Here is a 16,979-nt window from a genome sequence, read left to right on the forward strand (position 1 = left end):
AAGCGTGCAAAAAGGCTGCCAGCGCCGTTATGCCAGTGCCATACTCTTACCGAGACATTTCTCCGTACCGCGTCTACCCCACCGACAGATCCATGCCCGAATTTGACCCGCGCACATCCATGCCCACCCTGAGCAGCCTGCTGGCACAGCGCGGAGCATTGCCGCCTGCCGAAGCGGTGGCTTTGGCGCTCGACCTGCTGGATGCCTTGCTGGCCGCCCATGCCGCCGGGCGGCCCCATAGCCCACCCACCACGGCCAACGTGCAGGTGGATGCCACCGGCCGGGCCCATCTGGCGAACTCTGCCGATTTCACCGACACCGCATTTGCATCTGCTGCCTTGCCCCAGGACGACGTGGGTGCCGTGGGCCAGGTACTGCAAGCCATGCTGGCAGGCCTGCACGGTGCCGATGCGGATATGGATGCCGACCTGCAGGCCATTGTGGACCAGGCCCAGGCCCTGGACCCCCAACGTACCTCCAGCCTGCAAGCCATGCGCCGGGCTTTGTCGCAGTGGGCTGACAGCACGCAGCACGCCCCGCTGGGCGCCGCTCTGCCGGGTAACCCGGCGAACAGCAGCCTGGACGCGCTGATGGCCCGCATGCGCTTTAAGAGTGACTTTCCCGCGATGTCTGACGCGGTGGTACGCATCCAGGGCATGGCCAGCTCGGAAACCGAGAGCATTGCCAGCTTTACCAACGAAATCCTGAAAGACGTGGCGCTGACGCACAAGCTGCTGCGGCTGGTCAACAGCGCCCACTTCGCGGCCCGGGGCGGCAGCATCAATACCGTGTCGCGGGCGGTCAGCCTGGTGGGCTTTAACGGCGTGCGCAATATGGCGCTGAGCCTGGTGCTGCTGGAGCACATGCGCGACAAGGGCCACGCCCACCTGATCAAGGACGAATTCTTGCGCGCCCTGATGGCGGGCTCGATTGCGGTGGAACTGTGCGTCGAGGCGCGCGAGAACGAAGAGGCTTTTATCGCCGCCATGTTCCAGAACCTGGGCCGCATGCTGGCCGAGTTCTACTTTGCCGACGAAGCCCGGGCCGTGCGCCATTTGGTGGGCTCTACCGACAAACCGCTGTCCGAGGCCCGCGCCTCCACCCACGTGCTGGGGGTGGATTTTGAAACCCTGGGCCTGGGCGTGGCCAAAGCCTGGGGCCTGCCCGAAGCCCTGCAGCACAGCATGCGCAGGCCGCGCGGCGAGCCCCCGCTGCGCCCGCCCGTGCAGACCGCTGAACGCTTGCGCTGGGTGGCTCTGGTGGCCAATGATATTGCCGACATCCTGCTGCGGGTACCCCCCCGGGACCGTGAGATGCGGTTGGCGCAAAAGGCCGGGCAGTACGCCAAAACCCTGGGTATTCCGCCCCAGCAGGTGCGCCAGGCCACTTTGGCGGCGCGCAAAAAGCTCATCGACATGGCTGGGGCCATGGAGCTGAACGTGCTGGCCGGCTCGGCAGCCGCCCAGTTGCTGCAGCAGCCGGATGAAGACGCGGCGGCGCACCCCGCACCCACCGACGGGGCCGAGCCCCCCGATGCCTTGACACCCCTGGCGCTGCAGGCCACGCCGTCGCCCGCGCCAGACACAGGCCAGCCCACCGTGGTGGCGGTGCCCAGCGTGGCCGATATGCTGTCTGCCGGTATCCAGGACATCAGCCAGGCCATGGTGGAAGACTTCAAGCTCAGCGACGTGCTGCGCATGATCCTGGAAACCATGTTCCGTGCCATGGCCTTCCAGCGCGTGGTGTTTTGCCTGCGCGACCCCAAGGCCGAGGCGCTGACCGGGCGCTTTGGCCTGGGTGCGGGCGTGGAGGGGGTGGGCGGCATCGACACCGTGGTCAAAGCCTTCCACATCACCCTCAAGGCCAGCAGCCTGGACTTGTTCAGTACTGTTTGCCTCAAGGGCGTGGACACCCTGATCAGCGATGCCACCGAGCCACGCATCGCCCAGCGCCTGCCCGCCTGGTACGGCAGCCACGTCCACGCACCTACCTTTTTGCTGCTGCCCCTGGTGATCAAGGGCAAGCCCTTCGGCCTGGTCTACGCCGACAAGGCCGAGAAAGGCGTGCTGCCGCTGGACGAGCAAGAGCTGGCCTTGCTGCGCACGCTGCGCAACCAGGCCATCATTGCTTTTCGACAATCGGTGTGAATAGGTACACCCCCAGGCTACAGCGCAAGCGCTTTCCGCCCACCCCCTTGCAGGGGGCGATTCCAGCGGCCTGGCAAAGCCAGTTCCGCGGAATCTCTGGAAGGCATGTCTTTGTGCCGGATTTATGCTTTTTAGGGCGCTGGCGTATATTCCACATGCACAAGTAGCTATTTACTTCATAGCAACTTCACCTGTTTCAAGTTTGCTGGCAAGAAAGGGGTTGCTGGCGCATGGATGAAAAGGTGTTGCGGGTCGGTCAGGCGGCTTCTTTACCGGCGCTTAGCCGACCTTGTGCCGATTGCTTTGCGCCGGTAGCGGGCTGCAAAACGCCTGCCTTGCCCAGGCCAAACGCCGGCATATTTACGTACATGCTCTCGTGGCCTCCGGGGGCCACGGTGTAGGTTTCATGCCAGATACCTACTGAGCCGCCAGTACCTACCGAGGTGTTGAAGGCTTTCCACGCGGGTAGATGCGCGGCGTTTTTGTCTTTGGCGTAGGCCAGCAACTGCTCCATCGAGCGCCAGTACTGCACCATGATGGTGGTGCGGGCGAACCACATCTCGGCGTGCAAAAAGCCCCGTTCTGGTTGCCGGTGCAGCTCGGTGAGCATGCGCGGCATGGCCTGTGCGATGGGCAGCCATTTGTGCACCATCCACGGACGGTTGATGCGCATGCCAATCAGAAAGACGACAAAGTCGCCGTCCAGCGTGGCGGTGAGACGTTCGGTTCGTACCATTCAAGAGCTATCCGTTAAATCAGGACTTTGGCAAGTCCACCCTACCCGCCCAGGCGGTGCTGCATCACGCTCCGTGAATAAGCGCTTGCGCCTACTTTAACCAGCCAAAGATTTGTTGCGCAACCCAGTCGCGATCGTCCAGCGGCAGGTCGTGTCCGGCCGTGGGATGTAGCTGCAGACCACACTGCCACTGCCGGGCCAGGGCTTGCGAGCAGGCGACCGACACCAACTGGTCTTGCGCGCTGGCCAGCAGCAGGGTGGGGGTTGCCAAGGTGTGGGAGGCGCGGTAGCGGGCGGCGGCCAGCAGCTGGCGCAGGGCGTTGGCGCGGGTGACGGGATGCTGTGCGCGCAGGGCCAGCCACTGCGGCAGCACGGCATCCTGCCCGCCATTGCTGGTGATGCGCAAGATGTTGCGCTCCCAGTTCTCGGGGCTTGCGCCGAACAGTGCCAGTTTTAGCAGCAGGCCGTAGTTTTGGGGCCGCAGCCGTTGGTAGAACGGGCTGAACGGGCGCAGACTGGTGTTGATGAGCACCTGCGCCGCTACCTCGTGCGGGTGCTCCGCCGACCAAGCCACTGCCACCATCGCGCCCAGCGACATCGCTAGCAGATACACCGGCCCGGTGATCTGGCGGCGGACCAGCTCGGCGCGGCAGTGGGCCACCATGTCGGGTACCCGTGCAGGGCTGGCTTGGCCACACAGACTGCCGTTGCCGGGCAGGTCCAGTGCCACCACCTCGCAGCCGGGCCGGGCCTGCGCAAACTGGTCTGCGAACGCACCCCAGTGGCCGCTTTCGCGGGTCAGGCCGCGCAGCAGAATCCAGGTGCCTTGGGTGGTCAAGGGCGGCTCCCGTACCAGTCGTGCTGGGCCTGCGCGTGGTGGTAGATGCGTGCTTCCACGTCCGGTAGCCACAGCCGGTGCCCGTGGGCTGCCCGGGCCAGAAAGTCCAGCAGCGACTGGTGCTGGCGCAGCACGCGTTGCTGGCGGTGGGCGATCAGCGGGTTGAAGATGCCGTGGCGTGAGAACAGCTGGCGCGGGTTCTTCTTCACCCACAGCCATGAGCCCATCTCCAACGTCAGCGGCAAAAAAATCCGCCCGGGCTGTCCGGGCGCATTGCTGGCCTGCCGGTACAGGTGGTCCCACAGGTCGCCGTGCGCCAGATACTGCAGGCTTTGTGGCTCAAAGATGTAGCGGTAGTGGCTGTGCGAGGCGGTGAAGATGTTTTTCAGCGCGTGCATCTCGGCAAGGTGGGTAATCGGCGTGCGGGTGTGGGCGTAGGGAAACCACAGCCGGTCGCTGCTGCCAAAGCCTGAATGGCAGTCCACCGACAGGCTGAAGGTGCGCGACAGCAACTCGGCCTGCACCACCGCGCATACGGCCTGGTTTTCGGCCTCCATGGCCGCGCCAAACGTGCCGCGGTACCACGGCAGCCGCGCGCTCAGCCGCTGCCCGCCGACCATGAACGGTACCGGCTCGCACGCATCCACCGGGGCGTTGCGCATCAAATCCACCCCCTGCGGATTGGCCCGCGTGCCCAGCGCCATGCCGCCGGGGTTGACGATGGGCATGAACACCAGGCGCACGGATTCGAGCTGGCGGTGCAGCGCACTGTCCCAGGCCAGCCGCTCCACCAGGCTGTGCAGGTAGGCGATCACGACGCCCGCGCCGATGCGCTCCAGCCCGTGCACGCCACCAAAGTAGCCCACGGCGGGCACGTCCAGCGAAGGGTTGCCCAGGGTGATGCACAGTACCGGGTAGCGGCCGCCGCCGGGCAGGTCCACGCTGCACACGGTGCGCGCCTGCAGGTGGCTGCCGCCCAGGGCGATGGTGCGCTCCAGCGCGTCCAGCTCGGGCAGTTCAAAGGGGGAGGGATGAGGCACGATAGCGAGGATAGCCATGCGGGCGGCGCTGCGGTGGCTAATCTGGCGCGCTGTGCGGCTATTGCACACGGTCACGCGGCTGTCACGTGGCGGGTTTAGTGCGGGTTTGTACTTGGTTTAAAGAGTTCCAATATTCTGATATTTCCATACCTTTTGGTATTGACTGGTACAAAAATATCAGATATTGGTGTTCTCCATAACAGTGCGGGAATAACTTTCGCATTGCGAATGCCCCCGTAAAACTGTGACTTTCTGGTGCGTGCCGCGACGTGCCATTTGCCCCTTCATGGGGCGATTTTTGTTATGGACGGGCATGGACATATCACATCGAATACATCCATCGGCATTTCCCAGCAAGACGCGCATTACACCTTGATTAAAGTGGCTAAAGACTTCCAAACCATCATGAACGAGCGGCTATCGGGTATGACCAAACTCGAACAGCGGGTGGCGGTGTATTTGCGCTCAAACCCGGATGCGATTCTTGTCGACACCTCGAACACTATCGCCAAGCGGGCATTTGTGAGCCCGATGACGGTCACCCGGTTCTTCAAAAAACTGGGTTTTGACAGCGCAGCTGCCGTAAAAAAAGAGGCCAAGCGGCGTTTTTCTAGCCAGGTGCCCAGCGCCATTGGCAGCAGGTTTGACCAGTTTCAGCGGCACCGCACGCAGCTGGACAGGGATGGCGATGTGAAGGGTGCCGTGGCATCGATTCGGCAAGCCTCCGAATACCGGGCCACGCCCATGTGGTCAAAGATTGTGGAACTGATAGCGCATTCGGACAGCGTGTTCGCCGCTGGCTTTCAGACCATGAGCTACCTGGCCAATGGGCTGGTGAGCCGACTCAACTACATACGTGCCAACGTGCATGAACTGGATGGCGCGGACGGCGTGTATGCGTCGTTCTTTGCGGATACCTCGGCACGGCGCACGCTGGTCATCATCGACACCTTTCGCTATGGGCGCAACGGCCCGGTACTGGCGAAAGTGGCGCGCGACCAGGGTGCCAATGTGGTTATTTTTTGCGATGAGCATTGCAACTGGGCGGCCGACATCACGCCCTTTGTGGTCACCCTGCCGTCCGAATCCGGCTTTTTCTTTCGGCCCACGATGGCGCTCCATTTCTGCATGCACATGCTGGTGCAAGACGTCATTGACGAACTTGGCGAGCCCGTGCGCCGACAACTCGAACTTCTGTCTGAAGCGCAGGAGCTGTTTGGTCAGTTCCAAACCTAATTCCCTACACCTCTCCCAACCACCTCAAGAAGGAAGCCACCGTGAAAGTTAAGTTATGGATGATGTCCGCCGTAGCCGTTGCCGCTGCACTGGGCGCTAGCTGTGTTCTCGCAAAAACCGCCAAAGATGTGCTGGTGATCGGCAAATCGGCTGACCCACAAAATCTCGACCCGGCCGTCACGATGGACAACAACGACTGGACCGTCACCTATCCGGCCTACCAACGGCTGGTGCGCTACAAGGTGGACGGCGGCAAAGGCTCCAGTGTGCTGGAGGGCGACCTGGCCCAAAGCTGGACCACTTCGCCGGATGGCATGACCTGGGACTTCAAGCTCAAGCCTGGTGCCAAATTCGCCGACGGCTCCCCGGTGGACGCGAATGCCGTGAAGTTCTCGTTTGAGCGTTTATTGGCTCTGAAAAAAGGCCCCTCCGAACCCTTCCCCGCCGACACCCAGGTGAGCGCGGTCGACGCATCTACCGTGCGCTTCAAGCTTAAAAACAGCTTTGCGCCTTTCCTGTCCATCCTCGCCATCGATGGCGCATCCGTAGTGAACCCGAAGGTGATGCAATACGAGCAGAACGGCGACAAAGCGCAGGGCTGGCTGGCCAGCCACACCATGGGTAGCGGCGCGTTCCAACTCACCAGTTGGCTAAAAGGCCAGGCCATCGTGATGGACAAAAGCGTGCACCTGAATGGCGATGCACCTGCGTTCAACAAGGTGATCATCAAGTTCGTGCCCGAAGCCTCGGCACGCCGCCTGCAGCTCCAGGGTGGCGATATCGACATTGCCGAAGACCTGCCTCCCGACCAACTTGAAGGCCTCAAGGCGCAGGCCGGGCGCCAGGGCGTGGTGGTCGGCGACTACCCAAGCCTGCGCGTCACCTACTTGTACCTGAACAACAAGAAAGCGCCGTTGGACAAGCCGGAAGTGCGCCGCGCCATCGTCGCGGCCGTCGACGTGCCATCCATCATCGACGGCATCCTGTCGGGCAAAGCCAAGGCGATGAACGGCCCGATTCCAGAAGGCATGTGGGGGCACGATGCCACGGCCAAGCCAGCGGCCTTTGCACCGGCCGAGGCCAAAGCTCTGCTGGCCAAGGCCGGCTTGCGAGATGCGAAGCTGACCTTCCTGCTGTCGGACAAAGACCCCTCGTGGAACCCGATCGCCCTGGCCACGCAGGCAAACCTTGGCGACGTGGGCATCAAGGTCAACCTGGAAAGCATTGCCAATGCGACCTTTCGCGAACGCGTCGGCAAGGGCGACTTCGACATCGCCATCGGCAACTGGAGTCCCGATTTTGCCGACCCCTACATGTTCATGAATTACTGGTTCGAGACCGACAAACAAGGGGCTGCTGGAAACCGCTCGTTCTACTCCAACCCGAAAGTTGATGCCTTGCTGTCCAGCGCGGCCAATGCGACGGCTTTGCCGGAGCGCACCAAGCTGTACCAGGAGGCGCAAAAAATCGTGGTCGGCGATTCAGCTTACGTTTACCTGTTCCAGAAAAACACCCAGATCGCCACACGCAGCAGCGTCAAGGGCCTGGTGTTCAACCCGATGCTGGAGCAGATCTACAACGTCCACACGATGTCGAAGTCGGAATAGTGCGCAGACCGGCGTCGGCCATGCAGCCACCGGGCTGAGGCCGGCGTCCACTCCAAAAAAAGCTCCCCATGATTTTTCTGACTGTTCTTCGCCGACGCCTGGGATTCCTGGTGCTGGTCGTCTTTGGCGTGTCCGTCATCACGTTTGCGATTTCGCACATGATTCCGGGCGACCCGGCCCGGCTGCTGGCCGGCGACCGCGCGTCGGAGGCCATGGTGGCCGGCATCCGCCAGAGCCTGGGGCTGGACCGCCCGTTATGGGACCAGTACCGCATCTACATGGTCAACCTGGCGCATGGCGACCTGGGTACGTCGATCCGTACCGGCCGTCCCGTGGCCGAGGACATCGCCGCGTTTTTTCCCGCGACGCTGGAGCTGGTGATCGTGGCGCTGCTGTTGTCGATAGCTATCGGTGTGCCGTTGGGCGTAGTCTCGGCCGTGTGGCGCGACCGTCCCGTTGACCACCTGGTGCGCACCATCTCCGTGTCGGGCGTGTCCACACCGGCCTTCTGGCTGGCGCTGATGCTGATCTACCTCTTTTACGGCCAGCTTGGCTGGTTGCCAGGTGGAGGGCGGATGGACCTGGGCAGTGCCGTTCCACGCGATGTCACAGGCTTTTACCTCGTCGATTCGCTGCTGGCGGGCGACGGCGAGGCGTTTTGGAGTGCGATCAAGCACCTGCTGCTGCCTGCGCTCACGCTGGGCTTCGTGCACGTCGGCATCGCCGCGCGCCAGATCCGCTCCGCGATGTTGGAGCAGCTGCAGGAAGACTATGTGCGCACAGCCCGCGCGGGGGGCTTGTCCGCCGCCGCCGTGGTGCTGCGGCATGCCTTGCCCAATGCGCTGATGCCTTCGGTCACGGTACTGGGCCTGGCCTTTGGCGACCTGCTCTACGGCGCGGTGCTGACCGAAACCGTGTTCGCCTGGCCGGGCATGGGGTCTTATGTGGTGGCCTCCATCCAGGCGCTGGATTTTCCGGCCGTCATGGGTTTTACCGTCGTCGTCTCGTTCGCCTATGTGCTGGTGAACCTGGCCGTCGACCTTGTGTATCTGGCGCTGGACCCGCGCATCACGGAGGTGGGCTGACATGGTTGCTCTGACGATAGAACCCGTGGCGCGCCCACGGCGCACGGTGAACTGGCGCTATGCGGCCTACCGCCTGCGGCGCAGCCCGATGACGGTGGTGGGCCTGCTGATGATCACGCTGGTGCTGCTCGCGGTGCTGGTGGGGCCGCTGCTGCTGTCCACCGATCCTAACCACATCAACTTGCGCGCCCGGCTGGCCGCACCCTCGGCTGCACACTGGTTCGGCACCGACGAAGTGGGCCGTGACATCTTTACCCGCATCCTGCACGGCGGCCGTATCTCGGTCGGGATCGGCTTCTTCGTGGTGCTGGTGTCCGCCTCGCTGGGCACCATCCTCGGGGGCTTGTCGGGCGTGATCGGGGGCAAGACCGACACCGCGATCATGCGGCTGATGGACGTGGTGCTGTCGGTGCCTTCGCTGGTGCTGACCATGGCCCTGGCCGCGGCCCTCGGCCCCAGCCTGTGGAATGCCATGCTGGCGATTGCCTTGGTGCGGATTCCGGCCTATGTGCGGCTGGCCCGCGGCCAAACCCTGACGATCCGCGAGACCGGCTACGTCAAGGCGGCGCGCACCTTCGGTGCCACACCCTGGCAGATTCTGCGCTGGCACGTGGCGATGAACGCGATGCCGCCGATCAGCGTACAGGCCAGCCTGGACCTGGGCTCGGCGATCCTGATGGCCGCCGCATTGAGCTTCATCGGCCTGGGCGCACAGCCGCCGGCGGCCGAGTGGGGCGCCATGATCGCCGTCGGGCGCAACTACGTGCTGGAGCAGTGGTGGTATTCGGCTTTTCCCGGCATGGCCATCCTGTTCACCGCCGTGGGATTCAATTTTTTCGGTGACGGTCTGCGCGACATGCTCGACCCCAAACAGAAAGGCCGTTAATGAACGCGAACCACCAAATTTCCGCAGAACCGGTGCTGGACATCCGCGATCTGACGGTGGAATTCCCGGTGTACCAGGGTGCCGTTCGGGCGCTGGACGGTGTGCAGCTGCAGGTGGCCGCGGGCGAGATCGTCGGCGTGGTGGGCGAGTCCGGCTGCGGCAAGTCGGTGACCGCCATGCTGTCTATGCAGTTGCTGCCCAAAGGCACTTACCGCGTGACCAAAGGCGGCATTTCGCTGCTCGGCCACGACGTGCTGACCGCCTCCGATGCCACGCTGCAAAAGCTGCGCGGCGGCCGCGTCGCCATGGTGTTCCAGGAGCCGCTGACGGCGCTCAACCCCACGCGCCGCATCGGTGACCAAATGACCGAAGTGATACGCCGCCACCAGCCATTGGACCGGGCTAAGGCCCTGGCGCATGCGCAGCAATTGCTGGCCGACATGCGGGTTGCCGATCCGGCCGAAATTCTGCAGCGCTACCCGTTCGAACTGTCGGGCGGCATGCGCCAGCGCGTGCTGATCGCCCTGGCTTTTTCGGGCGACCCGGCCCTCATCATTGCGGACGAGCCCACCACCGCGCTGGATGTCACGGTGCAGCAACAGGTGTTGACGCTGCTGCGCCAGCGTGCGCGCCGATCCAACACTGCCGTGCTGCTCATCACCCACGACATGGGTGTGATCTCGCAATACACCGACCGCACCTATGTGATGTATGCCGGCCGGGTGATCGAGAGCGGCAGCACGGCTTCGGTATTGTCCGCACCCGCGCATCCCTACACTGCCGCCCTGCTCAAGGCGCTGCCGGAGCATGCAGCCCCCAAAACACGGTTGCCAGCGATTGCAGGCGGCGTGCCGGACTTGCGTGCCCCTCCTGCGGGTTGCAGTTTCGCGGCGCGCTGTCCGAAGGTGTTTGCCCAGTGCGCTGTCAAACCGCCTTTGTCATTTGTTCAGGAACCAGCACCCGGCCAGCATGCAAAAAGCGCCGCCTGCTGGCTTCACACCGCGCAGGAGCAAGCCGCATGAGCCCGTCGAATCCATCCACTTCGCCGGTCCTGTCGGTCAGGGACCTGGCGGTGCGCTTCCCGGTCGGCCGCGACTGGCTGGGCCGCGTCAAGGCCTATGCGCACGCCCTCAATGGTGTCGATCTGGCGGTGGCGCGCGGGCAGACGCTGTGCATCGTCGGCGAATCCGGCTGCGGCAAAAGCACGCTGGCGCAGGTGCTGACGGGGCTGGTGCGCCCTACGGCCGGCAGCGTACAGGTGGCCGGAAAAACCGATGCCCACAACCCGTTGCAGATCGTGTTCCAGGACCCGACCTCCTCGCTGGACGGGCGCCTTCGCGTCTGGCAGATCATCACCGAGCCGGTCTTTCTGCGGCGCTCCGTGGCACGCGCCGAACTGCGCCAGTTGGCGGCGCGGCTCGCCGAGCAGGTGGGTTTGCGTCCCGAACACATCGACCGGTATCCGCACGAGTTCTCAGGCGGCCAGCGCCAGCGCATCGCGATTGCCCGCGCGCTGTCGGCCGATCCGTCCATCGTGGTGCTGGACGAGCCGACCTCGGCACTCGACGTGTCGGTGCAGGCGCAAATCCTCAACCTGCTGCTGGACCTGCAGCGTGAGCGCAACCTGACCTACGTGTTCATCTCGCACGACGTGTCGGTGGTGCGGCATATTGCCGACGAGGTCGCCGTCATGTACCTGGGGCAGGTTGTCGAGACCGGCCGGTCCGAAGACGTGCTGGGCCGCCCCGCACATCCTTACACCCAACTGCTGCTGGCCTCGGTGCCCGTTATCGGCCATGCCGCGCCCGATGCGGTGGCGGCCCATGCGGAAATCCCGTCCAACCGCAACCTGCCTGTGGGCTGCTACTTCCGGGACCGATGCGCCCATGCGGCCAGTGGCTGCGAGCAGCCGCAAGCCCTGCGGCCCCTGGCCGACGGCAGCCGCATGCTGAGATGCCACCGGGCCGAGACGATTGGCGCGGGCCGCGCCGCGCATGCACCCATCGAAGCCTTACCTGTCTGAACGTCTTACCGAACCCATGCTTCTCGAAACCATTGCACATCCCGCTATCGACATCGACCTGCGCTATGCCACCGCCGACAACCTGACCAAGCAGCCCATATACCAGCGCACGGTCGCCCTGCTGCATCCGCATGCGATGCAGGCCTTGCAGCGCGCCGCCACCTTGGCCGCAGCGCAGGGCCTGCGGCTGCGCGTGTTCGATGCCTACCGTCCGGTGGCGGCCCAATGGCTGCTGTGGAAGATATTGCCCGACCCGGATTTCGTGGCCGACCCACGTCTGGGCCCGATGCACTGCCGTGGCGTGGCTATCGACCTGACGCTGGCCGACAGCGCCGGTGTGCCGCTGGACATGGGCACCGCCTTCGACGACATGACGGCGCAGTCCGGCCATGGCCGAACCGATGTGTCCGTAACAGCCCAACGCCACCGCGCACTGTTGCTAGGCCTCATGGCGGCCAGCGGCTTTGTGCACAACCCGATGGAGTGGTGGCACTACAACCTGCCAGACTGGCAAGACTACCCTACGCTGGATGACGCAGTGGAGGGGCTAGGGCTCATGCCCCTCACCGTTGCCGGTGTGGCGCATTCTTGACAGCCAGACTTCGAAAATAGCTATTTCTTGGTTTTTGGACATGGGCTTATCGGCACCCCTGTGGATGGGCCCGCATTCCACCGGGGTTGATGGTGGGCACTGGCACCAGGCCACGGATTCAAGCGGGCACTCAGCGCGCTGTGCGGCTATGGCCCACGGTCACGCGGCTGTCACGTGGCAGGTTTAGGGTGGGCGCTCAGTTTGTCAAAGGAGCCCACTATGGTCTTGTTACGCAAAGCGGCGGTGGTGCTGTCGGTCATGCGCCTGGTGGCGCTGCCCGCCTGTCTGGTTTGGGGCATTTGGGAGCTGTGTGCCTTGCAGCGAGCGCGCTGGCAGCAGCGAAAATTTATGCATCTAATTGGTCGCTAGCGCAGGTATTGCCTGCACTAATTGCTATGTAATAAATAGCAAATACGGCTACCGGCCTGGCCGTGCCTGCTGCGGGTCGTAAATCGTGGTGCTGGTCCCCACGCCCACCCCGACCTGCGCACCACCCACGTTGGTGCTGGTGCCCACCCCCACGCCGGTGCTCACCTGGCCGAGCTGGTTCACGCCTACGCCCACACCCACCGGCCCCACTCCGGCCCCCACGCCCAGGTGCATGCCACCCGAGCCACCGCCCACCCCGATGCTGGCACCGGGAAAGATAGGCACGCTCACCCCCACGCCGACCGTGCTGCAGGCGCACAGCAGCAAGGATGTGGCCGCCACCCCAACCACCCTGAGCACGGTTTTAAGCTCCATCAGAAATCTCCAGCACAACAAAATGGGAACTGCCGCCAACCCGTTTGGGCGGGGGGCAGGACGCAGTGGAAGCGGACGGTGGTGGGGGTGCTCATGGGCGGGCTCTTATATGGGCTAAAAAACTATTTTGGAGGGAAGTGCGGCCCCTGGCTGTAACAATTAGCGCCAGTCGCCGCCGGGGATGGCGGATTCAGCCGTCCACGCGCCGATTACGCCAATAGATAGGCTTGCGCGCATCGGGAACCACGGCCAGTACGTCAATTTCCGCATTGCGCAGGCGGTAGACGATGGAAAACGGAAACTTTTTGGGGAAAACCCGGCGGGTGCCAAACTTGAAAGGAGAGCCCATTTCCGGGAACTCTGCTGCTCTATGTGGATGGCCGCTTCCACTTCGTTCGCGAAACGTGTGCCCAGCCCAGGTACCTTGGCCTCGTAATACACCGCCCCCGCCTCTCATTCCGCGAGGGCTTGGGGATGAAACCGGACTTCCATGTCTACTGCAAGGCGCGACGTACTTGGGCGAAAGCGTCTTCTGCGGAAATGGGCTTGGCGGTGCCTTGGTCCACTTCGTCCAGTCGGCGCAGGATTTCTGCATCCCAGGCGGATTCCACTTCATCGTTTGCGCCCTGGTGAATGGAGTCCAGCAGCATCTCCGCAAGGCGTGCACGGTCTGCGGGGTGCAGGGTTTGGGCTTGTTGGGATAGGGTGGTGACGAGGTCTGACATGGCCGTTCTCCGGTTGTGGGTCCGTATAGGGTGATTCGTTGAGACATACGGTTCATCGACTTCTGTTGCTACCTTTTGGCGTTTTAATCGCAACATTTGCAGCCATATCTTAGTTGCCAGACAAACTATCACTGACTTTCCATTCCTGCTGGTACAAAGCACCCGACCACAAAAAAGCCCCGCCAGTCTCACAACCGCAGGGCTTCCGTTTGTCACAAATGCTACGAATTAAATAGCTACTCGCGCAATCAGATCATGCGCTATAGGCACTTTTCGCTTAAATCCACTCACACCAGCAACGCATTCACGCGTTTGACGTAGGCGGCAGGGTCCGCAGGCAATCCACCCTCCGCCAGCAGTGCCTGGTCAAACAAGATGTGTGCCAGATCGTTGAAGTGCACCGAGCCTTCGAGCTTCTTCACCAGCGGATGTTCAGCGTTCACTTCCAGCACGGGTTTGACTTCAGGGGCGGTCTGGCCGGCTTGCTTGAGCATGCGGGCGAGCTGGGTGCTCATGCCGTCGTCTTGCACCACCAGGCAGGCGGGGCTGTCGACCAGGCGGGTGGTGACGCGCACGTCTTCGGCCTTGTCTTTCAGTGCTTCTTTCAGCTTGGCCAGCAGGGGCTTGAAGGTTTCGGCGGCGGCTTCGGCGGCTTTCTTTTCGTCTTCGTCGAGCAGCTTGCCTAGGTCGACCGCGCCCTTGGCGACGGACTGCAGGGGGGTGCCGTCGAAGTCTTGCAGGTAGTTCAGCGCCCACTCGTCCACGCGGTCGGTCATCAAGAGCACTTCGATGCCCTTTTTCTTGAAGACTTCGAGCTGCGGGCTGTTCTTGGCGGCGGCGGCGTTGTCGGCGGTGATGTAGTAGATGGCTTCCTGGCCTTCTTTCATGCGCGCCTTGTACTCCGCCAGCGACACGGTGGTGGTGTCGGTGGTGTTGCTGGCAAAGCGCAGCAGCTTGGCCAGGCGGTCGCGGTTGGCGAAGTCTTCGCCCAGGCCTTCTTTCAGCACCGCGCCGAATTCGGCGTAGAACTGGCTGTACTTGCCGACCAGGGCCTTGTCTTCGTCGCTGATGACATCGGTGACATCGTCAGTGGCAACCGGCAAAGCGTTGTGCTTGGCCAAATCTTCCAGCATGCCCAAGACGCGCTTGGTGCAGCCTTCGCGGATGGCTTTGACGTCGCGGCTTTCTTGCAGCAGCTCGCGGCTCACGTTCAGCGGTAGGTCGGCGGAATCGACCACGCCCTTCACAAAGCGCAGGTAGCTGGGCAGCAGGGCTTCGGCATCGTCCATGATGAAGACGCGCTTCACATACAGCTTCAGGCCGCCCTTTTTGTCGCGGTTCCACAGGTCTTGCGGGGCCTTGGCCGGCACGTACAGCAGCTGGGTGTATTCGGTGCTGCCCTCGACGCGGTTGTGGGTGTGGGCCAGCGGAGCTTCGAAGTCGTGGCTGATCTGCTTGTAGAAGTCGTCGTACTGCTCCTGGGTGATGTCTTTCTTGGCGCGGGCCCAGATGGCGCTGGCCTTGTTGACGGTTTCCCATTCGCCGGTGTGGACCATGCCACCGGGCTGGCGGCCGCCTTCTTCGTTATTGGGGTCGATCAGGTCGCCGTCTTTCCACTCTTCCTTTTCCATCAGGATGGGCAGGCTGATGTGGTCGGAGTATTTGCCGATGATGGATTTGAGCTTCCAGGCGGAGGCGTAGTCGAGTGCGTCGTCGCGCAGGTGCAGGGTGACGCTGGTGCCGCGCTTTTCGCGGGTAATGCCTTCAACTTCGAACGCGCCGCCACCGCTGGCACCGCCATCGCTGGACCAGCGCACGCCCTCATTGGCAGGCGTACCGGCACGGCGCGATTCGACGGTGATGCGGTCGGCCACGATGAAGCCGGAGTAAAAGCCCACGCCGAACTGGCCGATCAATTGCGAGTCGGCCTTTTGGTCGCCCGACATCTTGCTGACGAAGTCTTTGGTGCCGCTCTTGGCGATGGTGCCCAGGTTGTCGATGGCTTCCTGTTGCGTCAGGCCGATGCCGTTGTCGGTGATGGTCAGGGTTTTGGCATCTTTGTCGAAGGCCACGCGGACTTCGAGGTTGGGCGCATCTTCATACAGGCCGGGGTTGGCAATGGCCTCAAAACGCAGCTTGTCGCACGCGTCGGAGGCGTTGGACACCAGCTCGCGCATGAAGATTTCCTTGTTGGAATACAGCGCGTGGGTGACGAGGTGCAGCAGTTGGGCCACTTCGGCCTGGAAGGAAAGCGTTTGCTTGGTCATGTTTGTGTGTGTGAAAAATTCAAAATAAGTGTCGGCAAGTCGCATTGCCGGGCAACCCTCAATTATGGCCGGGCCGCCATATTGCAAGACCCGCAGCGTTTTGGTCGTTTGCAGAGCTTGTAGATCGTCAGGTGCGTTGGGCCGCACGCAAGGCCACCAGCCCGGCGATGACTACGATAGCCCCGCCCAGCACCGTGGTGGCGCGCGGCACCTCGTGGAAGAACAGGTAGCCCCAGGTGGGGGCCCACAGCATGCCGGTGTATTCGAACGGCGTGACGATGCTGGCGCGGGCCATGCGGTAGGCGCTGGTGAGAAACAGCGTGCCCACGGCGGCCACCACGCCGCACACCGCCATCAGCATGCCGTCCAGCAGGGTGGGTTGTACCCAGGGACGCACCAGGAACGACAGGCTGGGGTGCTCGGCCCGCACAATGCCCAGCTGGTGCAAGACCAGGGCGGTCGCCAGCGCACCCACCAGAAAAAACGCATTCTGGTGGAACGACATCACCGATGCGGCCTGGCTGGTACCCAGCCTGCGCGCCATCAGCATGGAGCTGCCGTACATGGCCGCCGACAGCAATGACAGCAGCGCGGCAGGTTCAAACAAGCCGCTGCCGGGCTGCAGCATCACCATCACCCCGGCAAAGCCCACCACCACCGCCAGCCAGACTTTCCAACTGGACTTTTTGCCCAGAAACGGCCCGGCCAGCGCGGTGACGAACAAGGGCACGGTGAAATACAGCGCCACTGCATCGGCCAGCGGCAGCGCCGGAAACGCCATGTAGTAGGCCGTGTAAGAAACAAACAAAATCAGCGCGCGCAGGGCTAAAACGCTCCAGCGCGACGTGAACAAAGCCCGCCATCCCACTTCGCGCTGCACCAGGGCGAACAGCACTGGCACGCCCACCAGCGAGCGGATGGCCACCACCTCGGTGAGCGGATAGGCCCCGCTGACCTGCTTGATGATCGCGTCCTGCAGCGAGAACACGAGAACGCCCAGGCACAAACATAAGATGCCGCGCGCGGTGTGGTTTTGCATAAAAAAACGGATAA

16 protein-coding genes and 1 pseudogene are annotated in these 16,979 nt (G+C 63.1%); 8 read left to right on the top strand and 9 right to left on the bottom strand.

Going from position 1 to position 16,979, the window contains the following annotated elements; genetic code table 11:
* Nucleotides 1–92 precede the first annotated feature (92 nt).
* Nucleotides 93–2,147 (top strand): HDOD domain-containing protein, encoded by a 2,055-nt coding sequence (locus tag AC097L_RS02670; protein WP_479584564.1) that lies wholly within the window; start codon nucleotides 93–95, stop codon nucleotides 2,145–2,147.
* Nucleotides 2,148–2,403: 256 nt separating this feature from the next.
* Here AC097L_RS02670 and AC097L_RS02675 read toward each other — a convergent pair whose 3' ends face one another.
* From AC097L_RS02675 to AC097L_RS02685, 3 genes are all read right to left on the bottom strand, one after another.
* Nucleotides 2,404–2,883, bottom strand: a complete 480-nt coding sequence (locus AC097L_RS02675; protein ID WP_479584565.1) for a DUF4188 domain-containing protein — start codon at nucleotides 2,881–2,883, stop codon at nucleotides 2,404–2,406.
* Between the two features lie 91 nt (nucleotides 2,884–2,974).
* A complete protein-coding gene (locus AC097L_RS02680) occupies nucleotides 2,975–3,721 on the bottom strand; it encodes an alpha/beta fold hydrolase (protein ID WP_479584566.1) in 747 nt (248 codons plus the stop codon).
* Nucleotides 3,718–4,779, bottom strand: a complete 1,062-nt coding sequence (locus AC097L_RS02685; RefSeq protein ID WP_479584567.1) for a M14 family zinc carboxypeptidase — start codon at nucleotides 4,777–4,779, stop codon at nucleotides 3,718–3,720. The genes AC097L_RS02680 and AC097L_RS02685 overlap by 4 nt, the downstream gene beginning before the upstream one ends.
* Nucleotides 4,780–5,166: 387 nt before the next feature.
* Between AC097L_RS02685 and AC097L_RS02690 the strand changes: the two genes are divergently transcribed.
* From AC097L_RS02690 to ddpX, 7 genes are all read left to right on the top strand, one after another.
* Nucleotides 5,167–5,997: a MurR/RpiR family transcriptional regulator gene (locus AC097L_RS02690; protein ID WP_479584944.1), complete on the top strand. Its 831-nt coding sequence runs from the start codon at nucleotides 5,167–5,169 to the stop codon at nucleotides 5,995–5,997.
* 41 nt (nucleotides 5,998–6,038) lie between these two features.
* Complete coding sequence (locus AC097L_RS02695; RefSeq protein ID WP_479584568.1) at nucleotides 6,039–7,604, top strand: ABC transporter substrate-binding protein; 1,566 nt, start codon at nucleotides 6,039–6,041, stop codon at nucleotides 7,602–7,604.
* Nucleotides 7,605–7,672: 68 nt separating this feature from the next.
* Nucleotides 7,673–8,689 (top strand): ABC transporter permease, encoded by a 1,017-nt coding sequence (locus AC097L_RS02700; RefSeq protein ID WP_479584569.1) that lies wholly within the window; start codon nucleotides 7,673–7,675, stop codon nucleotides 8,687–8,689.
* A gap of 1 nt (nucleotide 8,690) precedes the next feature.
* Nucleotides 8,691–9,575 carry a D,D-dipeptide ABC transporter permease gene (gene ddpC, locus AC097L_RS02705; protein WP_479584570.1) on the top strand — a complete coding sequence of 295 codons (885 nt, stop codon included), beginning with the start codon at nucleotides 8,691–8,693 and terminating at the stop codon, nucleotides 9,573–9,575.
* On the top strand, nucleotides 9,575–10,597 hold the full coding sequence (locus tag AC097L_RS02710; protein ID WP_479584571.1) for an ABC transporter ATP-binding protein: 1,023 nt from the start codon (nucleotides 9,575–9,577) through the stop codon (nucleotides 10,595–10,597). Before ddpC ends, AC097L_RS02710 begins: the two co-directional genes overlap by 1 nt.
* Entirely contained in the window at nucleotides 10,594–11,598 is a 1,005-nt protein-coding gene (locus tag AC097L_RS02715; protein ID WP_479584572.1) for an oligopeptide/dipeptide ABC transporter ATP-binding protein, read from the top strand. The genes AC097L_RS02710 and AC097L_RS02715 overlap by 4 nt, the downstream gene beginning before the upstream one ends.
* Nucleotides 11,599–11,614: 16 nt before the next feature.
* The gene (ddpX, locus tag AC097L_RS02720) at nucleotides 11,615–12,190 is read left to right on the top strand and encodes a D-alanyl-D-alanine dipeptidase (protein ID WP_479584573.1); all 576 of its coding nucleotides are present in this window, start codon (nucleotides 11,615–11,617) and stop codon (nucleotides 12,188–12,190) included.
* A 170-nt stretch (nucleotides 12,191–12,360) separates the two neighbouring features.
* Here the strand turns inward: ddpX and AC097L_RS02725 are convergent, their stop codons facing one another.
* The 6 genes and pseudogenes from AC097L_RS02725 to AC097L_RS02750 all read right to left on the bottom strand — a co-directional run bounded on the left by AC097L_RS02725 (nucleotide 12,361) and on the right by AC097L_RS02750 (nucleotide 16,965).
* Nucleotides 12,361–12,489 (bottom strand): hypothetical protein, encoded by a 129-nt coding sequence (locus AC097L_RS02725; RefSeq protein WP_479584574.1) that lies wholly within the window; start codon nucleotides 12,487–12,489, stop codon nucleotides 12,361–12,363.
* Between the two features lie 136 nt (nucleotides 12,490–12,625).
* Nucleotides 12,626–12,934, bottom strand: a pseudogene (locus AC097L_RS02730) (hypothetical protein); the annotation flags it as partial.
* A 190-nt stretch (nucleotides 12,935–13,124) separates the two neighbouring features.
* Nucleotides 13,125–13,283 carry a hypothetical protein gene (locus AC097L_RS02735; protein ID WP_479584575.1) on the bottom strand — a complete coding sequence of 53 codons (159 nt, stop codon included), beginning with the start codon at nucleotides 13,281–13,283 and terminating at the stop codon, nucleotides 13,125–13,127.
* 145 nt (nucleotides 13,284–13,428) lie between these two features.
* On the bottom strand, nucleotides 13,429–13,659 hold the full coding sequence (locus AC097L_RS02740) for an addiction module protein (protein WP_479584576.1): 231 nt from the start codon (nucleotides 13,657–13,659) through the stop codon (nucleotides 13,429–13,431).
* A 287-nt stretch (nucleotides 13,660–13,946) separates the two neighbouring features.
* Nucleotides 13,947–15,926: a molecular chaperone HtpG gene (gene htpG / locus AC097L_RS02745; RefSeq protein WP_479584577.1), complete on the bottom strand. Its 1,980-nt coding sequence runs from the start codon at nucleotides 15,924–15,926 to the stop codon at nucleotides 13,947–13,949.
* A 127-nt stretch (nucleotides 15,927–16,053) separates the two neighbouring features.
* On the bottom strand, nucleotides 16,054–16,965 hold the full coding sequence (locus AC097L_RS02750) for a DMT family transporter (RefSeq protein WP_479584578.1): 912 nt from the start codon (nucleotides 16,963–16,965) through the stop codon (nucleotides 16,054–16,056).
* Nucleotides 16,966–16,979 lie beyond the last annotated feature (14 nt).

The sequence above is a fragment of the Rhodoferax sp. RT5P35 genome, from assembly GCF_056521385.1.

What these genes read in the sequence shown, in the direction of transcription:
- AC097L_RS02670 (WP_479584564.1), top strand. Translation starts at nt 93, where the DNA reads ATGCCCGAATTTGACCCGCGCACATCCATGCCCACCCTGAGCAGCCTG.
- AC097L_RS02675 (WP_479584565.1), bottom strand. Translation starts at nt 2,883, where the DNA reads ATGGTACGAACCGAACGTCTCACCGCCACGCTGGACGGCGACTTTGTC.
- AC097L_RS02685 (WP_479584567.1), bottom strand. Translation starts at nt 4,779, where the DNA reads ATGGCTATCCTCGCTATCGTGCCTCATCCCTCCCCCTTTGAACTGCCC.
- AC097L_RS02690 (WP_479584944.1), top strand. Translation starts at nt 5,167, where the DNA reads ATGAACGAGCGGCTATCGGGTATGACCAAACTCGAACAGCGGGTGGCG.
- AC097L_RS02700 (WP_479584569.1), top strand. Translation starts at nt 7,673, where the DNA reads ATGATTTTTCTGACTGTTCTTCGCCGACGCCTGGGATTCCTGGTGCTG.
- ddpC (WP_479584570.1), top strand. Translation starts at nt 8,691, where the DNA reads ATGGTTGCTCTGACGATAGAACCCGTGGCGCGCCCACGGCGCACGGTG.
- AC097L_RS02710 (WP_479584571.1), top strand. Translation starts at nt 9,575, where the DNA reads ATGAACGCGAACCACCAAATTTCCGCAGAACCGGTGCTGGACATCCGC.
- AC097L_RS02715 (WP_479584572.1), top strand. Translation starts at nt 10,594, where the DNA reads ATGAGCCCGTCGAATCCATCCACTTCGCCGGTCCTGTCGGTCAGGGAC.
- ddpX (WP_479584573.1), top strand. Translation starts at nt 11,615, where the DNA reads ATGCTTCTCGAAACCATTGCACATCCCGCTATCGACATCGACCTGCGC.
- AC097L_RS02725 (WP_479584574.1), bottom strand. Translation starts at nt 12,489, where the DNA reads ATGCCCCAAACCAGACAGGCGGGCAGCGCCACCAGGCGCATGACCGAC.
- AC097L_RS02735 (WP_479584575.1), bottom strand. Translation starts at nt 13,283, where the DNA reads ATGGGCTCTCCTTTCAAGTTTGGCACCCGCCGGGTTTTCCCCAAAAAG.
- AC097L_RS02740 (WP_479584576.1), bottom strand. Translation starts at nt 13,659, where the DNA reads ATGTCAGACCTCGTCACCACCCTATCCCAACAAGCCCAAACCCTGCAC.
- htpG (WP_479584577.1), bottom strand. Translation starts at nt 15,926, where the DNA reads ATGACCAAGCAAACGCTTTCCTTCCAGGCCGAAGTGGCCCAACTGCTG.
- AC097L_RS02750 (WP_479584578.1), bottom strand. Translation starts at nt 16,965, where the DNA reads ATGCAAAACCACACCGCGCGCGGCATCTTATGTTTGTGCCTGGGCGTT.